This is a genomic window from Deltaproteobacteria bacterium, assembly GCA_016875225.1.
Taxonomy (GTDB): domain Bacteria; phylum Myxococcota_A; class UBA9160; order SZUA-336; family SZUA-336; genus VGRW01.
Map to the genome: position 1 here is coordinate 1 of VGRW01000012.1, position 19,750 is coordinate 19,750.

The following is a 19,750-nucleotide window of genomic DNA, read 5'->3' on the forward strand; positions in this document are numbered from 1 at the left end:
AGACGCCCGCGGACTTCGCCGTCGACTTCACGCCGCGATACGTCTCGTTCGACGTTCCGCCACACGCGCTTCGGAGCGTGGGCCTGCTCGCTTCAGCGCCGCGCGGCTCGGGCCGAAACCCGACGTAGGTGAAGACGAGCCGCCGCGATTTCCTGCGCACCGTCGGATGGGCGAGCCTCGCGCTGCTCGGGCTGCCCCGCGCCGGCCGCGCGGCCGAGCCGCTCGTGCCCGATCCCGCTCGCCTGCTCGAGCTCGCGCCGGGCTTCTCGTACCGCGTGATCTCGCGGACCGGCGACGAGATGAGCGACGGGCTGCTCACACCCGGAAGCCCCGACGGCACGGGCACGTTCGTCGGACCTCGCGGCCGGATCGTCCTGGTGCGCAACCACGAGCAGATCGCGGGCCCGAACGCGCCCGGGCCGTTCGGCGCGAAGCTCGAGCGTCTGGACCGCGTCGCGCGCGATCGCCTCTACGACGTCGGCGCCGACGGGGTTCCGCAGTCCGGCGGAACCACCACGCTGGTCTACGACCCGACGACCGGCCGCGTCGAATCGAGCTGGCTCTCGCTCGGCGGCACGACCCGGAACTGCGCGGGCGGAGTGACGCCGTGGGGCTCGTGGCTCTCCTGCGAGGAGTTCTCGGTGCGCGCGGGCGGCCCGTTCAGCCGCGATCACGGCTTCGTCTTCGAGGTGCCCGCGACGGCGGAGCCGGCGCTCACCCCCGCAATACCTCTTCTGGCGCTGGGCCGGATGAACCACGAGGCCGCAGTGGTCGATCCGGCAAGCGGAGTGGTCTACCTGACCGAGGATCGCGAAGAGTCGCTCTTCTACCGCCTGCTGCCCGAGGTTCCGGGCCAGCTCTCGCGCGGAGGCAAGCTGCAGGCGCTGCGCCTGCGCCGCGGCCCGAGCGACACGCGCAACTGGAACGGCGGTCCGGCGCTCGAGCCCGGCAAGAGCTTCGAGGTCGACTGGGTGACACTGGATGGCGTCGACTCGCTCGAAGACGATCTGCGCCTGCGCGGCCACGCGGAGAAGTCGGCCGCGCTCTTCGCGCGCGGCGAGGGCATCTGGGCCTCGCGCGCGGGGATCTTCTTCGCCTGCACCACCGGCGGACCGTCGCTTCGCGGGCAGATCTTCCGCTACGTGCCGAGCGAGCGAGAGGGCCAGAGCGGCGAGTCGGTGCGGCCGGGCGCGCTCGAGCTCTTCTTCGAGACCGATGCCGAAAGCGACCTCCACAACCCCGACAACCTGACGATCGCGCCCTGGGGCGATCTCTTCGTCTGCGAGGACGGCGGAGGGAACGACGGTCTGGTGCGGATCGACCCGCGCGGGAATCTCTCGACGATCGCGCGCAACACCTACACGCGATCCGAGCTCACCGGCGTCTGCTTCTCGCCCGATGGCGCGACGCTCTTCGTGAACCTGCAGCAGCCGGGTATCACGCTCGCGATCACGGGGCCGTTCCGACGACACGGCTAGCCCTGCTGTGACAGAATCGCGGGCGTGCACGAGCTCGCCCCACGCATCGCCGCCTACGCGAAGCGGCGCCTGCCGCAGGCCGCGGACGTGGAGGCCTTCGACGTCGAGCGGATCCACGGCGGCGCCTCGCGCGAGACCTATCGCCTGCGGCTGCGCTACCGCGACGGGGCGGAGACGATCGAGCGGCGCCTGATCCTGCGCCGCGATCCGCCGGGAAGCCTGATCGAGACCGACCGCGCGATCGAGTTCGCCGCGTATCGCGCCTTTCACGGCTCCGCCGTACCGGTTCCCGAGGCGCTCTGGCTCGAGGACGATCCAGCCCACCTCGACTACCCGTTCTTCGTGATGCAGGAGCTCGCCGGCTTCGACGCGTCGCCCCAGAACATCCTGATGCCGCCCTACGCCGCGCACCACGAGAAGCTCGCGCAGCAGAAGTGGTCGATCCTCGGCGCGATCGCCCAGGCGGATCCGCAGAAGCTCGGCCTGCTCGAGACCATGAAGCCGGTCGAGCGCGATCAGGCCTGGCGCCGCGAGCTCGACCACTGGACCCGGGTGATCGACGAGGACGAGCTCGCGCCGCAGCCGATCATCCGTGCCGCGATCCGCTTCCTGAGACGCAATCCGCCGCCGCCGCCCCGGCGCCTGCACGTCGTCCACGGCGACTACCGCACCGGGAACTTCCTGTACGACAAGGAAGGGAACGTGCGCGGGATCCTCGACTGGGAGCTCGCGCACCTCGGCGACCCGCTCGAAGACCTCGCCTGGAGCCTGAACCGCGTCTGGTGTTGGGCGCGGGACGGCCGCGTCGGCGGGCTGACCTCGAAGGAGAACGCGATCAAAATCTGGGAGGCCGCGAGCGGCCTGCGCGCCGATCCCGAGGCGCTGCGCTGGTGGGAGCTCTTCTCGAGCGTGAAGGGTCTGGCGATCTGGGTCTCGAGCGCGCGCGAGTACCAGACCGGCAAGAACAAGGATCCGGTTCTCGCGCTCTCGGGATGGTGGCTGACCAACGCACAGGACCGCGCCGCGCTCGAGACGCTGGGGAGGCTGCGATGAAGCCGGAGATCCCGAACGTGCTCGAGATCCTGGCCGGGACGCTGCTCTTCGACGTGATGCCGAACGTCTCGCCGTCCTACCGGCAGTCCTCGGTCGGCGTTTCCGCGATGCTGCTCGGGATGGTGCGCGAGGAGTGGGACCGCGCCGCAGCGCGAAGGAGCGAGGAGAACGCGGCGCTGCGCGCGCTCTTCCGCGAATCGCTCTCCGCGGTCTCCGACGCGAATCTGCGTAGCCGGCTGGACGAGGCCACGCGGGGCGGCGATGCGAGCCTGAAGATCTCGGACCTCGAGCGCGACAACGAGAGGCTTCGCGCGCTTCTGATCGAGCTCCACGCGCACGTCGAGCTCGAGCCCGGCGCCCCTGCGCGCGCGGTCGAGGAGGCGATCTGGCGCGAGCTCTCCGCTTCGACCGAGCGCCGCAAGCTCGCGCTCGCCCCGTTCTAGGGCGCGGGATCAGAACGCGCCGGCGATCCTCGTGTCGCGGAACGCGACGACGCGCCAGCTTCCGCCATCTTCGACCAGGTGCGCCTCGACCTCGTGCAGCTCGGGAACCCCGAACGCCGAGAGATGCCCGGCCGGGTCGATGTTGACCGTCGCTCGTCCGGAGAGACGGATCGCCTCGCGGCCCGAGAGCTCCTTCTCGGTGTCGCGCTCGAGCTCGAGCGCGAAGCCGCGCGCGGTGCCGAGCTCCGCGGCCACGCCGACCGTGCGCTTCTCGAGCAGCGCCAGATCGGCCTCGCTGCCGGGCACGACGAGCGCGCCCGCGGCGGCCAGGTCGTTCCTCTGCAGCTTCCAGTAGAAGGTCGCGAACGCGTCGACGGCCGGGTGCTTCGTCCGGCTCGCGTCGAGCCAGGCGTGGCCCCACGCGCCGCCCGCGAGCAAGAGCGCCAGCGAGAGCACGAGCAAGAGCGTCTTCATCGCCGATCCTCCGCGTGCAAGACGCGGCGGCCGACACCGCCGCTACCGAACGGATCGGCCGGGACGGCCCGGACCTGACCGATTTCTTCCGGATCGATTCGTGCGAAAGTGGCGCGCGGATGGATCGCATTCGCGAGATCGCGTGGAGAGCCTGCGCCGGACTGCACTGGCTGCTGCTCGCGGGGGCGTATGGGCGACTGGTCTGCAAGGCGTTCCTCGACTTTTCTCGCGAGTGGGACTTCCTCGCCTATCACCTGCCCGGGGCGCTCGCGACCTACGGACTCACCAGCTACACACCGGAGCCGCGGCTGGTCGCGGTGATCGCGGGGTTTCCGCCGCTTCCGCGCGTGGTCGCGGGCGCGCTCGTGCTGGCGACCGGACGCTTCTCGGCGGCGGGAGCGCTGAACGTCTGCGCGTTCTGCGGCCTCGTCGCGGGGCTGCTCTGGCTGTACGGTCGACGGTTGAAGCTGCGCTGGCTGCTGACGGCTCTGCTCGGCGTGCCGCTCTTCGTGCTCCACCTCGCATCGGGCTACGTCGATCTCTTCGCAGGCTGCTGGCTGGCGCTCGCGCTCGCCGCGCTCTCGGGGCTCGAGACGGGAGCGAAGCGTCCGCTCGCGAGCGCGCTGCTCTTCACCGCGGCCATGGCGCTTGCGATGCTCTCGAAGCTGCAGGCCTGGCCGGTGGCGGTGCCGATCGTGGCGGCGGGGCTCTGGCGGCTGTTTGCGCTGGTCCGCTCGGACCGGCTCACTCGCTCGCGCGCGCTCGCCGTAGCATCGCTTCTGCTGCTCGCGGCGGGCGCCTGGCCGGTGCGAAACTTGATCGTGTATGCCAATCCCGTCTACCCGGTCGAATTCCCGCTCGCGCCGCGGCTTTTTCCGAACGCGGTGGTCACGCCCGACTCGAGCCCGTCCAATCTCCCGATCTGGCTGGAAGCGAAGCCGCGGCCGGTGCGCTTCCTGGCGTCGGTCGCCGAGTGGAATCGCTTCCACTCCGGTGAGCGCTACGTCTGGAGCCTGGACCAGGGCGCCCGGGCGAATCCGGTGACGAGCCCCCACAACCGGCTCGGCGGCTGGTTTCCGTGGACGATCTTCTGGCTCGCGCTCGGAAGCATGGCCGCGCGGCGGGCGGGGCTCGTGCCCGGCGCGGCGCTCGCCGCGTTCCTCGTCGCGCTCGCGCTGGTCTCGTTGCTGCCGCAGGCGAACGAGCTGCGCTACTGGCTCTTCGCGCCGCTCGCGCTCGCGATCTGGACCGCGCTCGGCATCGAGCGCGCCGGCCCGCTCCTGCGCCGGGCGCTCTCGCTCTCGCTCGTCGCGGGCGCGCTCTTCGTCGTGGTCGCGACGCGACCGTTCGGGATCGATGCTCGGCTGCCCGGCGAGCTCGCGCCGCGCGCGGCTCGGGAGTTCTGGGCGCAACAGGAGGCGCAGCCGAGCGCAGCGCCGGTGCGGATCTGCGACAAGAATCCCGAGGGGATCTTCTGGTCGGGGCCGACCTTCCGCGAGCACCGCGTGATCGCGGCCTTCAGCTACGAGGAGCCCTGCGAGCCGACGCGCACCCGCAACGAGAGAAGAGGAGATCCCCCTTGAACCCGCCGCCGCTTCCCGCACAGCCGTCCGACACTCCCTGGCCGATGCGCGACTGGCCGCTCGGCGAGCTGCCGCGCGGCTTCGCCGAGCCGGTGTTCCCCGACGCGGGCGCGACGCACGCGCTCGTCGTGATCTGGCGGGGACGACTCGTGCTCGAGCGCTACGGATCCGAGCACGGTCCCGAGAGCGCGTTGATCTCCTGGTCGGTGGCGAAGAGCGTCCTGCACAGCCTGGTGGGGCTGCTCGTCCGCGACGGCAAGCTCTCGACCGGGATGCGCGCGGATCTTCCCGCCTGGCGCGCGCCGGGGGATCCGCGTGCCGCGCTCACGCTGGACGTGCTGCTGCGGATGTCGAGCGGCCTGGCCTGGCGCGAGGACTACGTGGACGCCGGGAGCTCCGATGTGATCGAGATGCTCTTCGGGCGCGGCAAGGACGACGTGGCCGCGTTCGCGGCGGAGTCCCGGCTCGAACACGCTCCCGACACCGTATGGTGCTACTCCAGCGGCAGCAGCAATCTGGTCTCGGCGATCGCGGGACGCGCGATCGGCGGCGGCCAGGCCGGTGTAGACGAGTACCTGCGCCGCGAGCTCTTCGACCGGATCGGCATGCGCAGCGCCACCGCGCGCTTCGACGCGGCCGGCACCTGGATCGGCTCCTCGTTCGTGTTCGCGAGCGCGCGCGACTTCGCGCGCTTCGGCCTGCTCCAGCTCCGCGACGGGATCTGGGCGGGCGAGCGCGTCCTGCCCGTGGGCTGGGTCGACTACGCGCGCACGCCGACGCCGGCCTCGAACGGGGAGTACGGCGCGCACTGGTGGCTCGCGCCCGAGGGCGACGGGATCTTCTCCGCGAACGGCTACCAGGGGCAGTACGTGTACGTCGCGCCGGAGCAGGACGTCGTCGCGGTGCGGCTCGGCGCGTCGACGAGCGAGCAGCAGCCGCTGGTCAAGGCGTGGCTCGCGGATCTGGTTCGCCGCTTTCCCCGCATCGGCTAGCGCGGGCCTCGCTCAGGATGCGGGCGGGGTCTGACCCTTCGCCTCGAGCTCGCGGTCGATCCACTTGGAGAAGTCGTCGAGCGGTCGCGCGCCCGAGATCAGGATCCCGTTGATGAAGAACGCCGGCGTTCCGGTGATCCCGACCGTGCGCGCTGCGTCGGCATCGGCCTGGACGCGCTGCGCGGCCTCGGGGCTCGAAAGGCAGGCGTCGAACGCGGTCGTGTCGAGGCCGGCCGCCGTCGCGTGCTTGCGAAGATCCGCGTCGCCGAGGGCCTCCTGGTTCTGGAACAACAGCGCGTGGTACTCCCAGAACTTGCCCTGGTTCTCGGCGCAGACCGCCGCGATCGCCGCGGGTCGCGCCTGCGGGTGGATCGCGTCGAGCGGCAGGTGGCGGTAGACCTGGCGGACCTGCGTCGGGTACTTCGCGAGCACGGCGTCGATCGTCGGCTCCGCGCGCTTGCAGAACGGACACTGGTAGTCGCTGAACGAGATGATCACGACCGGGGCGTTCTCGGGACCGCGGGCGGGACCGAGCGCGTCGACGCTGGCGCGAGGCGGCTCGAGCGATACGGTGAGCTTTGCCTTGGCGCGCAGGTTCTCGGCCACCTGCTGCGGCCGCTGCGACTCGAGATGCGCTCTTATGCGCGGCGCGAGCTCATCGATCTTCGCTCCCGCGGGAAGCCGTGACTGGTTCGCGCTGAAGAAGTCGCTCACCTCTGCGTCTGTCACGGGACCGAGCGCGAGCGTCTGCGCCTCGATGAAGGCATCGGGCGTCTGGCCGGCCTTCTCGGCCGCATCCGCCACGAGCAGCTCGTCCACCATGGCGTCGATCGCCTGCGCCTGGTCCTCGTAGATCTCGCCGGCCGGCTTGTTGGCCATTTCGCGCTTGTAGAGGTTGTCCTTCATCCAGCGTTCGAGCTCGGCGGCGTCGATGTCGCGGCCGTTCAGGTTCGCGACGACCGCAGACGCGCCGTTGCCGGAGGCCGTCTTGTTGCCGGCTTCCTGCGGCTGGCAGCCGAGCGCGGCGATCAGCAGGGCGAGCGGGACGAGCGGAGCGACGCGCATTTTCGGGACCTCCTACCTGAAGCGGTCGGCGAGTCTAGCCTTGTCTCCGGAGGCTCGCCCGGAGAGAATCCGGTTCGTGCAGCCCGCGGTCGCCGAGAAATCGAGCCCGGAAGCTCCGGCCGCGCGCGCGCCGACCGCGCCCGAGCGACTCGCGCTCGGAATCAAGCTCGCCTACGGCGCGCCGAACTTTGCGGGCGCCGCGATGGTAATCCCGATCGCGATCCATCTCTCGATCTTCTATTCCGACGTCATTCTGGTTCCGCTGGGTGTGATCGCGCTCGCAAAGGCGCTCGGTCGCGCCTGGGACGCGCTCACCGACCCGATCATGGGTTGGGTGAGCGATCGCACGCGCAGCCCGTGGGGGCGGCGCCGGCCGTGGATGGCGATCGGCGCGCCGGCGGCAGCGCTCTCGTTCGTCGCCATGTTCACGCCGCCGGAGAGCTTCGACCCGGGCGGCGCCGGGCTCTGGCTCTGCGCGACCTACATCCTCTACTACCTGGGCCAGACGGTGTATGCGATCCCGCACTACGGGCTCGGACCCGAGCTCACGACCGACTACCGCGAGCGCTCGAGCCTGTTCGGCTGGGAGCAGGGCTTCTCGGTCGCGGGCACGATGGTCGCGGCCGCGATTCCGGGTCTGCTCGCGGCGCGACTCGGCGCGCGCGCCGGCTACTTCTGGTTCGCCGTCGGCTTCGGCTCGCTGCTCGCGGTCCTGTACTGGAACCTGGTCTGGCGCGTGCGCGAGCGCCCCGATTTCGCCAACCGCGTCCCCAATCCGCTCGTGCCCGGCGTGCGCCGCGTGCTGCGCAATCGGGTCTTCCGCCTGCTCCTGTCCGTCTACCTGATCGGCTCCGTCACCGGCGCGATTCCCGGCACGCTGATGCCGTACTTCGTAACGTACGTGCTGAAGCCCGAGAACCCGACCTGGTGGATCTCGATCTTCCTCACGATCTACTTCGGGTTCGGTTTCCTGTTCCTGCCCGCCTGGGTCTGGCTCGCGCGCCGCGCGGGCAAGAAGCTCGCCTGGCTGCTCTCGTTCGTCTCGGCGTTCTCGGGCTCGCTTGCGCTCTTCTTCGTCGGCGAGGGAGACCTGCTCGAAGTCGGCGTGATCCTCGCCTGGGCGGGCTCGTCGTTCGCGGCCCGGCTCTTCCTCGGGCCGGCGATCCAGGCCGACGTGATCGACTACGACGAGCTCTACACCGGGAAGCGTCGCGAAGCGCAGTACGGGGCGCTCTGGTCGGTGATGACCAAGTTCATGGTCATCCCCTCGCTCACGATCCCGCTCGCGGTGCTCGCGTCGCTCGGCTACCAGCCCAACGTCGAGCAATCGCCGCAGGTCCAGTTCGCGATCCGCGCCATCTTCGCGCTCGCGCCCGCGGCGACGGCGCTGGTGGCGTTCGGCGTGGCCTGCTTCTTCCCGATCAGCGAAGCGATCCACCGCGAGATCTGGGCGGGCATCGAGGCGCACAAACGCGGCGACGCGGCGACCGACCCGCTGACCGGCGTCGTGCTCCCGCCGCCGAACGACCGCGGCGTGGACGAGGACACCGGCTGGTTCCTGGACCACTTCACCTCGGGCGAGCTGCGCCGCGTGCTCGGCGACGGCGCAGCGACCCTGCTGCGCGACGCGCTCGGCTGGTGCCTGGTGTCGCTCGCGCTCTGCGGCGCGGGCGCGTTCTACACCTTCGAGGCGGTGCGCGATCTCTCGGAGGAGCCGGGGCTGTTGCCGGTGGTCGCGATCGTGGTGGCGGGCGTGGCGTTCAGCATGGCGCTCTTCCACGCGATTCGCGTGCGCGCCGCGATCCTCTACCGGCGACGGCCGATCGACCCCGCGATCCTGCGCGCGCACATCCGCTCGACCTCGGGTCCCGCGACCGCCGTCTAGCCGCGCGACAGTCCGGCGAGGAACCCGAGCAGCGCTTGGTTCGTGGCCTCGGGCGCCTCCTGCTGATTCCAGTGCCCCGCGCCCTCGATCAGCACCTTTCCGCGCAGGTCGGTGCAGAAGGTCGGGAGCATCTGCACCATCGGGCCCTCGCCCTCGCCGCCGGGACCGGTGACGACGCCGTCGCGAAGTCCACCGATGAAGAGAGCCGGCACCGTGACCTTCGCGTCGGCCCAGGGCGCGAGCAGCTCCCAGTTGCGGTCGAAGTTGCGGTACCAGTTCAGGCCGCCGCGGAAGCCGCGCCGCGCGAACTCTCCGGCGTAGTAATCGAGGTCGGCCTGCGTGAGCCAGTCCGGCAGCTTCGCGGGCTCCTTCATTCCGGTCAGGAATCCCGACGACTTCGGCAGGTCGAGGTTCCACTTCTCCTCGCGCGGCACCGAGCCCGACGCGCTGTAGAGCATCAAAAGCATGGTCTTCTTCGGGTCGGCGTCGAGCTCGCGCTCCGCCTTGCCGGGCTCCTGGAAGTAAAGGATGTACATGAAGCGGTCGCCGGCCATCGCCTTGAACATCTGCGTTGGCGGCATCGGGCCGCGCGGAAAGAACGGCACGCTCATGCCGCAGACCGAGCTGAAGCGGTCGGGCCGCAGCAGCGCCGAGTTCCACGCGACGATCGAGCCCCAGTCGTGGCCGACGATCGTGCACTCGCGGGCGCCGAGCGCGTCGAGCAGGCCGACCATGTCGCCGACCAGGTGGAAGACGGTGTAGCGCTCGATCTCCGCGGGCGCGTCGCTCTGGCCGTAGCCGCGCATGTCCGGCGCGACGGCGTGGTAGCCGGCGGCGGCCAGCGCGGGAAGCTGGTGGCGCCACGAGTACCACGACTCCGGGAAGCCGTGGCAGAGCAGGACCAAGGGGCCTTGGCCCGCCTCGGCGATGTGCAGGTCGATGCCGTTCGTCTGGATCGTGCGGTGTCGGATCTCCGTCATCGGCTTGCACCCTACCACGCGCGCCGCGCAGACTTCCGGCCGATGCCGACCCTGCACACCGAGAAGCTGCGCGTGAACTGGATCGACACCGACGCGAGCGGCCGGATCCACTACACCGCGGCGCTGCGCTACTTCGAGGTCGCCGAACACGGTCTGATGCGCGCGATTCTCCCCGTCGGCGGCACGCCGGGCGAGCGCGTGTTCTCGCTTCCGCGCGTGCACGTCGAGGCCGACTACAAGCTGGCGCTGCGCTACCCGGACGAATTCACCTGTGCGGCGCGCGTGGAGAAGGTCGGGAACAGCTCCGTGACGTACGGCTTCGAGATCCGGAATCTCGCGGGCGAGCTCGCGATCGTCGGTCGGATCGTCGCGGTGGCCACCGATCCCGCGGGCGGGAAGATGGCGCTCCCCGAGGCCTTCCGCGCCGCGCTCGAGACCGCTTCTAGAGATCGAGCGGGATGAGCAGCATCGCGAGCGCCGAGACGACGAAGCAGACCGCGGCGACCAGGAACGTGTAGCCGACGACCTCGCCGAAGCGCATTCGCGCGATCGACAGGATCGGGATCGCGAAGAAGGGCTGGATCAGATTCGTGGTCGAGTCACCGTAGGCGTACGCGAGCAGGGTGGTGACCGGCGAGACGCCGAGCGCCGACGCGGCGGGGAGCAGGAACGGCGCCTCGATCAGCCACTTCGATCCGCCCGACGGCACGAACAGATTCATCACCGCGGAGTAGACGTAGACGGCGAGCGGAAACGTGCCCGGCGTCGAGAAGCTCGCGAAGAGCTCGGCCAGCCAGCGGCCGAGGTGCGCGTCCTGCATCAGGCCGAAGATCCCCGCGTAGAACGGGAACTGCAGGATGATGCCCCAGGCCGCGTCGACGCCGTCGCGACACGCGCGCAGGAACGGCAGCGGCCGACCGTGCAGCAGCAGAGCCGCGAGCAGGAACACGGTGTTATAGGCGTTGATCGTCCAGGTCGAGCCGAAGCCGCGCGTCACCAGCGAGTGTAGGAGCGGGTAGCCGAGAAGCAGCGCCGCGAGCCAGACCCAGACGCGGAGCCCGTCGAGCGCCCCCGCGGGCGAATCGGCGTCGGGCTCGTCCGCGGGCGGCTTGGGCAGGATCGCCTCGACCTGCTCCGGCGACAGCGACACGGCGCCCTTCCTGGGGTGCAGCGCCATGATGCAGGCCAGCGCGACGGCGGAGACGATCGCGATGTAGCCCAGGTTGAACGCGCTGAAGAGCGTCTCCGTCACCGGGTACAGGCGGCTGACGAGCGGCGCGCCGCTCGCGGGCGAGAGCAGGGGATTTCCGGGCGTCGCCAGGATCAGCGGCGCGGAGGCGGAGAGCCCGCCGTGCCAGAGCGTCCCGATCCCCAGGTAGGACGAGGCGATCAGCACGCGCACGTCCGCGCGCGGGTTGCGGCGCACGATGAAGGGCAGGAAGAGCGCGCATGCCACCAGGCAGATCGCCCAGTTCAGATAGGCGGCGGCGAGCGAGAACAGGCCCGCGAGCAGCACCGCCTGCAGCGGGCGCCCGGGGTCGGGCAGTGCGGCGAGCCGGTCGAGCGCCCGGTACACGGGCCGCGAGACCACGCAGGCGTGGGCGGCGACCATCGCGATGGTGAACTGCATGGCCAGCGCCAGCAGGCTCCACACGCCGTTTCCCCAGGCGAGCAACGCCTCCTCGACCCCGGCGCCGGCGCCCGCGATCGAGAGCAGGAGCGCCGTGGCGGTGAGCGCCATGCAGATCACCCACGCGTCGGGCACCCAGCGCTCCGAGATCCTCGAGACCCCCGCGCCGAGCTCCCTGAGCCTGTCGAGCCCGCGCCCGCGATCTGGCATGCTCCCCCCCGCCGACGGCCATTATAGGCAGCCCGCCGGCAGCGACCCCGCGGGCGCGTGGGGCAGGGGGATCCACTTCACGCCAGGAAGGGGTGGGAATTACACTCTCGCCTCCCGAACCGGGGCCGGGACCTTTGATCCGGGCCCGGCGCGGCGGTACGGGGATTGCGAGCAGACCGGCTCCGGGCAGGAGCCAGGAAGGAGTTGCGCGTTGACGAAGAACCGGCGGCTTTCGGCGTGGGTCGACCAGATGGCAGCGCTCTGCAAGCCGGAGCGGATCCACTGGTGCGACGGCTCGCAGGAAGAGATGGACGAGATGTTCCGCCTGATGCTCGCGAGCGGTACCGCCGAGCGGCTCAGTCCCGAGAAACGCCCGAACAGCTACCTGGTTCGCTCCGATCCGGCCGACGTCGCGCGCGTCGAAGACCGCACCTTCATCTGCTCCGTGAAGCGCGAGGACGCGGGCCCGAACAACAACTGGCGCGAGCCCGGCGAGATGCGCGCGACGCTCGAGGGCCTGTTCTCCGGCTGCATGCGCGGCCGCACGATGTACGTGGTGCCGTTCTCGATGGGACCGCTCGGATCGCACATCTCGTACATCGGCGTCGAGATCACCGATTCACCGTACGTGGTCGCGGCGATGCGCACGATGACGCGAATGGGAAAGGCCGCGCTCGAGGTGCTCGGCGACGGACCGTTCGTGCCCTGCATGCACTCGGTCGGCGCGCCGCTCGAGCCGGGCCAGCGGGACGTGCCGTGGCCGTGCAACGCCGACAACAAGTACATCGTGCACTTCCCGGAGACGCGCGAGATCTGGTCCTTCGGCTCCGGCTACGGCGGGAACGCGCTGCTGGGCAAGAAGTGCTTCGCGCTGCGGATCGCCTCGGTGATGGCGCGCGACGAGGGCTGGCTGGCCGAACACATGCTGATCCTGAAGCTGACTTCGCCCACCGGGCGGGTGCGCTACATCGCGGCGGCGTTCCCGAGCGCCTGTGGCAAGACGAACCTCGCGATGCTGCGCCCGAGCGTTCCCGGCTGGAAGGTCGAGTGCATCGGAGACGACATCGCCTGGATGAAGTTCCACGCGGACGGCCGGCTCTACGCGATCAACCCCGAGGCGGGCTTCTTCGGCGTGGCCCCGTTCACGAACATGAAGTCCAATCCGAACGCCATGCTCACCCTGACACACGACTGTGTCTTCACGAACTGCGCGAAGACCGGCGACGGCGACGTCTGGTGGGAGGACATGACGGAAGTTCCGCCGGCGAACGTCACCGACTGGCGCGGGCAGGCGTGGAGCCCGGCGAGCAAGACCCCGGCCGCGCACCCGAACGCGCGCTTCACGGTTCCCGCTTCGCAGTGCCCGGTGATCGCGCAGGAGTGGCAGGACCCGGCGGGCGTCCCGATCAGCGCGATCCTGTTCGGCGGCCGCCGCGCGACGGTGGTTCCGCTGGTGAACGAGGCGCGCGACTGGCAGCAGGGCACGTTCTTCGGCTCGATCATCGGCAGCGAGAAGACCGCCGCGGCCGCGGGCACGATCGGAGAGCTGCGCCGCGACCCGATGGCGATGCTGCCCTTCTGCGGCTACGACATGGCCGACTACTGGTCCCACTGGCTCGCGATCGGAAGGCGCGCGGGCGCGGTGCTGCCGAAGATCTTCTGGGTGAACTGGTTCCGGAAGGGCCCCAACGGCGAGTTCCTCTGGCCGGGCTACAGCGAGAACAGCCGCGTGCTGAAGTGGATCTTCGAGCGGCTGGAGGGCGAGGCGAAGGGCATCGAGACGCCGATCGGCATCCTGCCGAGCGAGGCGGAGCTCGACACGAACGGCCTCGAGATCGACCCCGAGGATCTGGCGCTGGTGCTCGGCGCGGATCTCGAGAGCTGGCTCGCGGAGGTCCCGATGATCCGCGAGTACTACGCGCAGTACGGCGCCAAGCTTCCCGCCGAGCTCGCCAAGGAGCTCGACGCGCTCGAGCAGAGGCTGCTCGCGGCGAAGCGCTAGAGAGCCGATGTCCGCCGCGCCGATCGCCGTCCAGCTCTACAGCCTGCGCGAGGCGGCCGGCCGCGACTTCGCGGCGGTGATCGAGCGGCTGGGCCGGATCGGCTACGCGGGCGTCGAGCTCGCGGGTTTGCACGGCATGCCGCCTGCCGAGCTGCGCAGGCGCCTGGCCGACGCGGGCCTGGAGATCGCGGCCGCGCACGTGCAGGCGCCGATCGGGGATGCGCGCGAGCGCGTGCTCGACGAGCAGGAGGCGCTGGGGACGAAGACGCTCGTCGTCCCGTTCGTGCCGCCGGATCTCTTCAAGACGCTGGACTCGATCCGCGCGGTCGCAGCGGAGCTCGACGAGGCGAGCCGCAACGCGCGCGCCCGCGGCATGGCGCTCGGCTACCACAACCACTGGTGGGAGTTCCAGATCGAGCACGGCGGGAAGCACGCGCACGCCCTGCTGATGGAGCTCGTCGATCCCGAGATCTTCGTCGAGCTCGACACGTACTGGGCGACGGTGGGCGGTCGCGATCCCGCGCGGATCGCGGCCGGGCTCGGGTCGCGCTTGCGGATCCTGCACCTGAAGGACGGGCCCGCCGACGGGTTCAAGTCGCCGATGACGGCCGTCGGCGACGGCGTGCTGGACTTCCCCGCGATCACCGCGTCGGGCGCGAGCGCCCGCTGGCACGTCGTCGAGCTCGACGCGTGCGCGACGGACATGTTCGAGGCGATCGAGAAGAGCCACCGCTTCCTGGTCGGCCACGGCCTCTCGCGGGGGCGCAGGTGACGGCGAAGGCGCGCCGCGCGCGCACGGGGATCGGCATCATCGGCTGCGGCGTGATCAGCCACGCGTACGCCGCGAAGCTCGCGGCGATTCCCGACGTCGAGCTCGTGGCCTGCGCCGACCTGGTCCCCGAGCGCACGCGCGAGCTCGCCGACAAGCACGCCATCCCGCAGGCGCTCGATCCCGAGCGGCTGCTGCGCAGCCCCGACGTCGAGGTCGTGCTGAACCTGACGATTCCGGCCGCGCACGCGCAGGTGAGTGCGGACGCGCTCGCGGCCGGCAAGTCCGTCTACGGCGAGAAGCCGCTCGCGCTCGATCTCGACGGCGGGCGCCGCCTGCTCGCGCAGGCCGAGCGCGCGGGGCTTCGGGTCGGCTGCGCGCCCGACACGTTTCTCGGCGCGGGCATCCAGACCTGCCGCAAGCTGATCGACGAAGGCGCGATCGGCGAGCCGCTCGCCGCCAACGCGTTCTTCCTCTCGCCGGGCCCGGAGAGCTGGCACCCGCGACCGCAGAGCTTCTACCAGCGCGGCGCGGGCCCGCTCTTCGACCTCGGCCCCTACTACCTGACCGCGCTGGTCGCACTGCTCGGACCCGCGCGCAGGGTCACCGGCTCCGCGCGCATCTCTCTGGCGCGCCGCGAGATCAGGAGCCAGCCGCTCGCGGGAACGATGATGGACGTGGAAGTGCCGACGCACGTCGCGAGCGTGATCGACTTCCACTCGGGTCCGGTCGCCACGCTCGTGACGAGCTTCGACGTGCAGGCCGCGCGCCCGCGCAACATCGAGATCTACGGCACCGAGGGGACGCTCGCCGTTCCCGATCCGAACACGTTCGGCGGGCCGGTGCAGATCCGGCGCCGCGGCGACAAGGACTGGAGCGACGTTCCGCTCACGCACTCGAACGCGGCGCAGAGCCGGGGGATCGGGCTGGTCGAGATGGTGCGCGCGATTCGCGGCGGCACCGCGCAGCGCGCCTCGGGCGAGCTCGCCTGCCACGTGCTCGAGCTGATGGAGAAGAGCGTTCTCGCGTCCGAGAGCGGACGGCACGTGTCGCTCGAGACGCGCTGCGAGCGCCCCGCGCCGATCCCCGCGGGGCTCCCCGACGAGGTGTTCGAGCGCGACGGAGGACCTGCGTGAGCCTGCGCTACGGCATCGTCGGCGGCGGATTCCTGCCCGGCTTCATGCTCCGCGCGCTCACGCAGGTGCGCGGCGTCGAGGTCGCGGGATTGGTCTCGCGCACGCCTCCGGAGGCGCTCGCCCGTTTCGCGCGCGAGCACGGGCTCGGTCCCGCGCGCGTCTTCGGCTCGATCGCCGAGATGGCTCCGCACGTCGACGTCGTCGCCTTCTTCGGCCCGAACTTCACCCGCGTCGAGGCCTTCGAGCAGGTCGCCGCGGCGGTGCGCGCGGGAGCGCGCCTCTCCGGCCTGATCTGCGAGAAGCCGCTCGCGCGCAATCTCGGCGAGGCGCGGCGCGTGCTCGAGCTCGCGCGCGAGATCGGCGCGCCGACCGCCTACTTCGAGAACCAGATCCACATGAAGAGCGTGTCCGCCGCGCTCGCGCAGCTCGCGAAGGTGATCCGGAGCAACGGCCCGCTCGTTCTCGCGCGCGCGGCCGAGGAGCACGGCGGTCCGCACGGCGCCTGGTTCTGGGATCCGAGACTCCAAGGCGGAGGCGTGCTCTCCGACATGGGCTGCCACTCGATCGCGCTCGCGTGGCATGCGCTCACGCCGCCGGGAAAGCCGCCGCGCTTCCTCGAGCCGGTCTCCGTGCTCGCCGACGTCGCGCTGCTGAAGTGGGGCCAGCCCCGGCACCGCGCCGAGCTGCTCGCACGCCACGGCGTGGACTACGCGAAGGTCCCCGCGGAGGATTTCGCCACCGGGCTCGTCACGTTCCGAAATCCGGAGACCGGCCAGCTCGTGAAAGGGCAGTTCACCGTCTCGTGGATGTACGACAAGCAGGGATTGCGACTCCTGCTCGACGGGATCGGACCCGGCTACGCGCTCGAGTCGAACTCGCTTCGCTCGCCGCTCGAGATCTTCGTCTCCGACGCCGCCGCCGCGGGCGAAGCCGGAACGAGCGACGCCGAGCTCGCGCTCGAGAAGGCGCAGGCCACCCGCGGCCTGCTCGCGGTTCAGCCGAACGAGCCCGACCTGTACGGCTACACCGACGAGAACGCCGACGCGATCCGCAGCTTCGCAGCCGGGCGCAGCGGATTTCTCGATTTCGAGTACGGCGTCGAGATCGTGCGGCTGGTGATGGCGGCGTACCTGTCCGCCGAGCGGGGCTCGGTCGTGGATCTGCGCGACGCAGAGACGCGCGACGAGCTCGAGCGCTACGTACCCTTGATCCAGCAGGGGCGCGGTGCGGAGCTTCTGCTCAGGCCGCGGATCGGCGACACCGGATCGTGACGGCGATCGCCTCGTGATCCGAGAGTGCCGCGCCGGTCTCCGGTTCGACGGCGTCGATCACCGCGGGCTCGGAGACCTCCAGGCCGCGCGTGAAGAACCAGTCTAGCGCGAGCGTGCCGCGCGCCGATCCGCCGCCTCGGCTGCGCCGCTCCGTCGCGGTTCCGAGCGCGTTGCAGCCGCGGAAGTCCCAGCCGCGCCGCTCGGCCAGCGCGAAGAGCGGCTCGTGCGGGATCGGCTCCGCGAGGCGGAGTGGATCGACCTCGAGCGCGCGTGCCAGAAGCGCGCGGTCCGCGAGCTCGGCGCGCCCGAGCGAGTGCGTGTTCACGTCCCCGCCGACGAGCGCGGGCGAGCCCGGCGCGTACGCGTCGATCGCCGCGAACACGGCCTCGAGCTGTGCCGCGCGCTCGTCCGGATCGGAGTGGCTCTCCAGGTGGATCGCGGCGAAGGCGACTTCACATCCCCCGATCGGCAGGTGACACAGCACGGCGACGCGGCCACCCACGCGGCGCTCGCCGAGCTCTCCGTCGAACCAGCGCCCGCTTCGCTCCAGCCGCACGAGCGACGGCTCGCCGAGCTCGCGCCTCGAGAGGATCGCCGCGCCGTGGTAGCCCACGGTGTTCTCCTGGCCGGCGTGCGCCTCGCGCTCGCGCGCGTCGCCGAGCCCGAGCTCGAGGAACTCCACGCCGAACGCGTAGCCGCAGCCGAGCCGCCGGGCGAGCTCGGCCGCGCAGTGGCGCTGCTCCGTGCGCGCCATGCCGTGATCGAGCTCCGAGAGCAGGAAGAGCTGCCCTCCGGTTCGCCGCAGCAGCGCGGCCGACGCTTCGGGATCGCGACAGCGCTGCGCGTTCCAGGCCACCACGCGCAGCGCTTCGCCGCGATCCGCTTCCGGATCGATCGGGCGCGCGAACTCGAGCGCCGCGTCGAAGCCGAGCTCGGCCAGCAGCGCGGCGTGGTCGCCCGTACCGCCGCGAAGCGACAGGATCTCGCGCCGTCGCTCCCGCGGGACTTCCGGTATGCTCGACATCGATGGAGAAAATCGAGCGGAACGTTCCGAACGGCAAGGTCGAGGGCAGCTGCGAGGCCGCCTTCATGGGAGTGGCGGACGAGTTCGAGCGGAACTTCCGCGAGCGCGACGAGGTCGGCGCTTCGGTCTGCATCCGCCACGAGGGCAGGACCGTGGTCGACCTCTGGGGCGGAATCGCGCGCCCGGCCGACGGCACGCCCTGGCAGCGCGACACGGTCTCGATCGTGTTCTCGTGCACGAAGGGCGCGGTCGCGCTCTGCGCGCACGTGCTCGCCTCGCGCGGCAAGCTCGACATCGATGCGCCGGTCGCCAGCTACTGGCCCGAGTTCGCGCGCAAGGGCAAGGAGTACGCGACGGTCCGGATGATGCTCGACCACTCCGTCGGCGTTCCCGCGTTCAAGACGCCGCTGCGTCCCGGCGGCTGCACCGATTGGGACTACATGGTCGAGATGCTGGCCGACGAGGAGCCGTTCTGGTTCCCGGGCACACGCAACGGCTACCACATGATCAACTTCGGCTGGACCGTCGGCGAGCTCGTGCGCCGCGTCTCCGGCCGATCGCTCGGCGCCTTCTTCCGCGACGAGATCGCAGGGCCGCTCGGCATCGAGTTCTGGATCGGCACGCCCGAAGAGGTCGAGCCGCGCGTCGCGCCGGTGATGATGCACGCGCCCAAGCCGGGCGATCCGATCGGCGAGTTCATGATGAAGATCATGACGGACCCGCGCTCGACGCAGGCCCTGTCGCTGCTCAACACCGGCGGCTTCGATCCCAACAGCCGCGCCTGTCACGCGGCCGAGATCGGCGGCGGCGGCGGGATCTCGAACGCGCGCGGGCTCGCCGGCATGTACGCGCCGCTCGCGTGCGGCGGCGAGCTCGACGGCGTGCGCCTGGTCGATCGTGCGCAGCTCGCGCGCATGGGCGAGGTCTCCGTCGCGACGAACGAGGACGCGACGCTTCTGATCCCGACGCGCTTCTCGCTCGGCTTCATGAAGTCGATGGACAACCGCCGCAGGCCGCGCGGCGACCGCGACTCCGCGATCCTCTCGTCGGCGGCCTTCGGGCACGTCGGCGCGGGCGGGAGCATCGGCTTCGCCGACCTAGAGCTCGGGATGTCGTTCGGCTACTCGATGAACCGCATGGGGCCGGGGATCATGCTGAACGAACGCGGTCAGTCGTTGGTCGACGCGGCGTACCGGGCCGTCGGGTTCAGCTCGAACCAGAGCGGGGTCTGGACGCGAAGCTAGGCGGCAACTCGCCTCGAAGGCGCTCGACTAAAGCCGCGCTTCCGAAAGCTCGAAGAGACCGGGACGAGGTGCCCGTGGCGAATGCTCGCTCCGCGGTGTTGACGCCGTTCCGCTCCGGGTGCAACCTCGCCCGCATGGCGATGTGGAGGCCTTGCGCGCGATTCGTCGTCGCGCTCTCGTTGCTGGCGCTGATGGGGGCGCCGGTCGCGAGCGAGGCCTTTGCGCAGCGCGACCCGCACGCCTGCTGTCCCGAGTCCGCGCCGGTCCAAACCACGCCATGTCAGTACGTCGCGCCGCTCGCCTGCTGCGCGCAGATCGGGATTCCCGCCCCGACGCCCGCGGACGGGCTCGAGCTCTTCGGGCTCGCGCTCGCGTCGCCCGGCCTCGCGAGCGAGTCGCGGGCTCTGCCCGCGCAGTTCTTCGCCCGAGCTCGAAACGGCCACGGGCCGCCGCGCGCCGCGCAGAACCGCACGACCGTTCTCCAACTCTGAGCCGACTCCTCTCGCGGTTC

The 19,750-nt window shown here is 70.9% G+C and carries 18 protein-coding genes; 13 read left to right on the plus strand and 5 right to left on the minus strand.

Going from position 1 to position 19,750, the window contains the following annotated elements; genetic code table 11:
- Nucleotides 1-128 precede the first annotated feature (128 nt).
- The 3 genes from FJ108_04975 to FJ108_04985 are packed head-to-tail and all read left to right on the plus strand — an operon-like array spanning nucleotide 129 to nucleotide 2,974.
- On the plus strand, nucleotides 129-1,478 hold the full coding sequence (locus tag FJ108_04975) for a DUF839 domain-containing protein (protein MBM4335254.1): 1,350 nt from the start codon (nucleotides 129-131) through the stop codon (nucleotides 1,476-1,478).
- Nucleotides 1,479-1,502: 24 nt separating this feature from the next.
- Entirely contained in the window at nucleotides 1,503-2,531 is a 1,029-nt protein-coding gene (locus FJ108_04980; GenBank protein MBM4335255.1) for a phosphotransferase family protein, read from the plus strand.
- Entirely contained in the window at nucleotides 2,528-2,974 is a 447-nt protein-coding gene (locus FJ108_04985; GenBank protein ID MBM4335256.1) for a hypothetical protein, read from the plus strand. The genes FJ108_04980 and FJ108_04985 overlap by 4 nt, the downstream gene beginning before the upstream one ends.
- 9 nt (nucleotides 2,975-2,983) lie before the next feature.
- Here the strand turns inward: FJ108_04985 and FJ108_04990 are convergent, their stop codons facing one another.
- Complete coding sequence (locus FJ108_04990) at nucleotides 2,984-3,448, minus strand: hypothetical protein (GenBank protein ID MBM4335257.1); 465 nt, start codon at nucleotides 3,446-3,448, stop codon at nucleotides 2,984-2,986.
- A gap of 119 nt (nucleotides 3,449-3,567) precedes the next feature.
- Here FJ108_04990 and FJ108_04995 point away from each other — a divergent pair, with 119 nt between their 5' ends.
- Both FJ108_04995 and FJ108_05000 read left to right on the plus strand, forming a co-directional pair.
- Nucleotides 3,568-5,031, plus strand: coding sequence for a hypothetical protein (locus FJ108_04995; protein ID MBM4335258.1), 1,464 nt, complete (start codon nucleotides 3,568-3,570; stop codon nucleotides 5,029-5,031).
- 44 nt (nucleotides 5,032-5,075) lie between these two features.
- Entirely contained in the window at nucleotides 5,076-6,023 is a 948-nt protein-coding gene (locus FJ108_05000) for a serine hydrolase (GenBank protein MBM4335259.1), read from the plus strand.
- A 12-nt stretch (nucleotides 6,024-6,035) separates the two neighbouring features.
- Here the strand turns inward: FJ108_05000 and FJ108_05005 are convergent, their stop codons facing one another.
- Complete coding sequence (locus tag FJ108_05005) at nucleotides 6,036-7,088, minus strand: hypothetical protein (protein MBM4335260.1); 1,053 nt, start codon at nucleotides 7,086-7,088, stop codon at nucleotides 6,036-6,038.
- On the opposite strand from FJ108_05005, the gene FJ108_05010 reads away from it, so the two are divergent.
- Nucleotides 6,955-8,973 carry an MFS transporter gene (locus tag FJ108_05010; GenBank protein MBM4335261.1) on the plus strand — a complete coding sequence of 673 codons (2,019 nt, stop codon included), beginning with the start codon at nucleotides 6,955-6,957 and terminating at the stop codon, nucleotides 8,971-8,973. The two genes, FJ108_05005 and FJ108_05010, sit on opposite strands and share 134 nt — an antisense overlap.
- On the opposite strand, the gene FJ108_05015 is transcribed toward FJ108_05010, so the two are convergent.
- Nucleotides 8,970-9,953 carry an alpha/beta hydrolase gene (locus tag FJ108_05015; GenBank protein MBM4335262.1) on the minus strand — a complete coding sequence of 328 codons (984 nt, stop codon included), beginning with the start codon at nucleotides 9,951-9,953 and terminating at the stop codon, nucleotides 8,970-8,972. The two genes, FJ108_05010 and FJ108_05015, sit on opposite strands and share 4 nt — an antisense overlap.
- Nucleotides 9,954-9,995: 42 nt before the next feature.
- On the opposite strand from FJ108_05015, the gene FJ108_05020 reads away from it, so the two are divergent.
- Nucleotides 9,996-10,415: an acyl-CoA thioesterase gene (locus FJ108_05020; protein ID MBM4335263.1), complete on the plus strand. Its 420-nt coding sequence runs from the start codon at nucleotides 9,996-9,998 to the stop codon at nucleotides 10,413-10,415.
- Here the strand turns inward: FJ108_05020 and FJ108_05025 are convergent.
- Nucleotides 10,396-11,793, minus strand: coding sequence for a short-chain fatty acid transporter (locus FJ108_05025; protein ID MBM4335264.1), 1,398 nt, complete (start codon nucleotides 11,791-11,793; stop codon nucleotides 10,396-10,398). The genes FJ108_05020 and FJ108_05025 overlap by 20 nt on opposite strands.
- On the opposite strand from FJ108_05025, the gene FJ108_05030 reads away from it, so the two are divergent.
- Genes FJ108_05030 through FJ108_05045 form a run of 4 tightly spaced genes read left to right on the plus strand, consistent with a single transcriptional unit; the run spans nucleotide 11,792 to nucleotide 16,971 of the window.
- Complete coding sequence (locus FJ108_05030) at nucleotides 11,792-13,795, plus strand: phosphoenolpyruvate carboxykinase (GTP) (protein ID MBM4335265.1); 2,004 nt, start codon at nucleotides 11,792-11,794, stop codon at nucleotides 13,793-13,795. The two genes, FJ108_05025 and FJ108_05030, sit on opposite strands and share 2 nt — an antisense overlap.
- Nucleotides 13,796-13,802: 7 nt before the next feature.
- A complete protein-coding gene (locus FJ108_05035; protein MBM4335266.1) occupies nucleotides 13,803-14,567 on the plus strand; it encodes a sugar phosphate isomerase/epimerase in 765 nt (254 codons plus the stop codon).
- Between the two features lie 29 nt (nucleotides 14,568-14,596).
- Complete coding sequence (locus FJ108_05040; protein ID MBM4335267.1) at nucleotides 14,597-15,700, plus strand: Gfo/Idh/MocA family oxidoreductase; 1,104 nt, start codon at nucleotides 14,597-14,599, stop codon at nucleotides 15,698-15,700.
- Nucleotides 15,697-16,971: a Gfo/Idh/MocA family oxidoreductase gene (locus tag FJ108_05045; GenBank protein MBM4335268.1), complete on the plus strand. Its 1,275-nt coding sequence runs from the start codon at nucleotides 15,697-15,699 to the stop codon at nucleotides 16,969-16,971. Before FJ108_05040 ends, FJ108_05045 begins: the two co-directional genes overlap by 4 nt.
- Here the strand turns inward: FJ108_05045 and FJ108_05050 are convergent.
- Nucleotides 16,940-17,995 carry a hypothetical protein gene (locus FJ108_05050; GenBank protein ID MBM4335269.1) on the minus strand — a complete coding sequence of 352 codons (1,056 nt, stop codon included), beginning with the start codon at nucleotides 17,993-17,995 and terminating at the stop codon, nucleotides 16,940-16,942. The two genes, FJ108_05045 and FJ108_05050, sit on opposite strands and share 32 nt — an antisense overlap.
- A 2-nt stretch (nucleotides 17,996-17,997) precedes the next feature.
- Here FJ108_05050 and FJ108_05055 point away from each other — a divergent pair, with 2 nt between their 5' ends.
- Entirely contained in the window at nucleotides 17,998-19,239 is a 1,242-nt protein-coding gene (locus FJ108_05055) for a beta-lactamase family protein (protein ID MBM4335270.1), read from the plus strand.
- A 134-nt stretch (nucleotides 19,240-19,373) separates the two neighbouring features.
- Nucleotides 19,374-19,730, plus strand: coding sequence for a hypothetical protein (locus FJ108_05060; protein MBM4335271.1), 357 nt, complete (start codon nucleotides 19,374-19,376; stop codon nucleotides 19,728-19,730).
- Nucleotides 19,731-19,750: the final 20 nt, after the last annotated feature.

Coding starts and splice junctions, on each gene's coding strand:
- FJ108_05060 (MBM4335271.1), top strand. CDS start 19,374: ATGGCGATGTGGAGGCCTTGCGCGCGATTCGTCGTCGCGCTCTCGTTG.
- FJ108_05025 (MBM4335264.1), bottom strand. CDS start 11,793: ATGCCAGATCGCGGGCGCGGGCTCGACAGGCTCAGGGAGCTCGGCGCG.
- FJ108_05035 (MBM4335266.1), top strand. CDS start 13,803: ATGTCCGCCGCGCCGATCGCCGTCCAGCTCTACAGCCTGCGCGAGGCG.
- FJ108_05055 (MBM4335270.1), top strand. CDS start 17,998: ATGGAGAAAATCGAGCGGAACGTTCCGAACGGCAAGGTCGAGGGCAGC.
- FJ108_04995 (MBM4335258.1), top strand. CDS start 3,568: ATGGATCGCATTCGCGAGATCGCGTGGAGAGCCTGCGCCGGACTGCAC.
- FJ108_04985 (MBM4335256.1), top strand. CDS start 2,528: ATGAAGCCGGAGATCCCGAACGTGCTCGAGATCCTGGCCGGGACGCTG.
- FJ108_05010 (MBM4335261.1), top strand. CDS start 6,955: ATGTCGCGGCCGTTCAGGTTCGCGACGACCGCAGACGCGCCGTTGCCG.
- FJ108_05020 (MBM4335263.1), top strand. CDS start 9,996: ATGCCGACCCTGCACACCGAGAAGCTGCGCGTGAACTGGATCGACACC.
- FJ108_05005 (MBM4335260.1), bottom strand. CDS start 7,088: ATGCGCGTCGCTCCGCTCGTCCCGCTCGCCCTGCTGATCGCCGCGCTC.
- FJ108_05015 (MBM4335262.1), bottom strand. CDS start 9,953: ATGACGGAGATCCGACACCGCACGATCCAGACGAACGGCATCGACCTG.
- FJ108_05030 (MBM4335265.1), top strand. CDS start 11,792: ATGCTCCCCCCCGCCGACGGCCATTATAGGCAGCCCGCCGGCAGCGAC.
- FJ108_05050 (MBM4335269.1), bottom strand. CDS start 17,995: ATGTCGAGCATACCGGAAGTCCCGCGGGAGCGACGGCGCGAGATCCTG.
- FJ108_05000 (MBM4335259.1), top strand. CDS start 5,076: ATGCGCGACTGGCCGCTCGGCGAGCTGCCGCGCGGCTTCGCCGAGCCG.
- FJ108_04990 (MBM4335257.1), bottom strand. CDS start 3,448: ATGAAGACGCTCTTGCTCGTGCTCTCGCTGGCGCTCTTGCTCGCGGGC.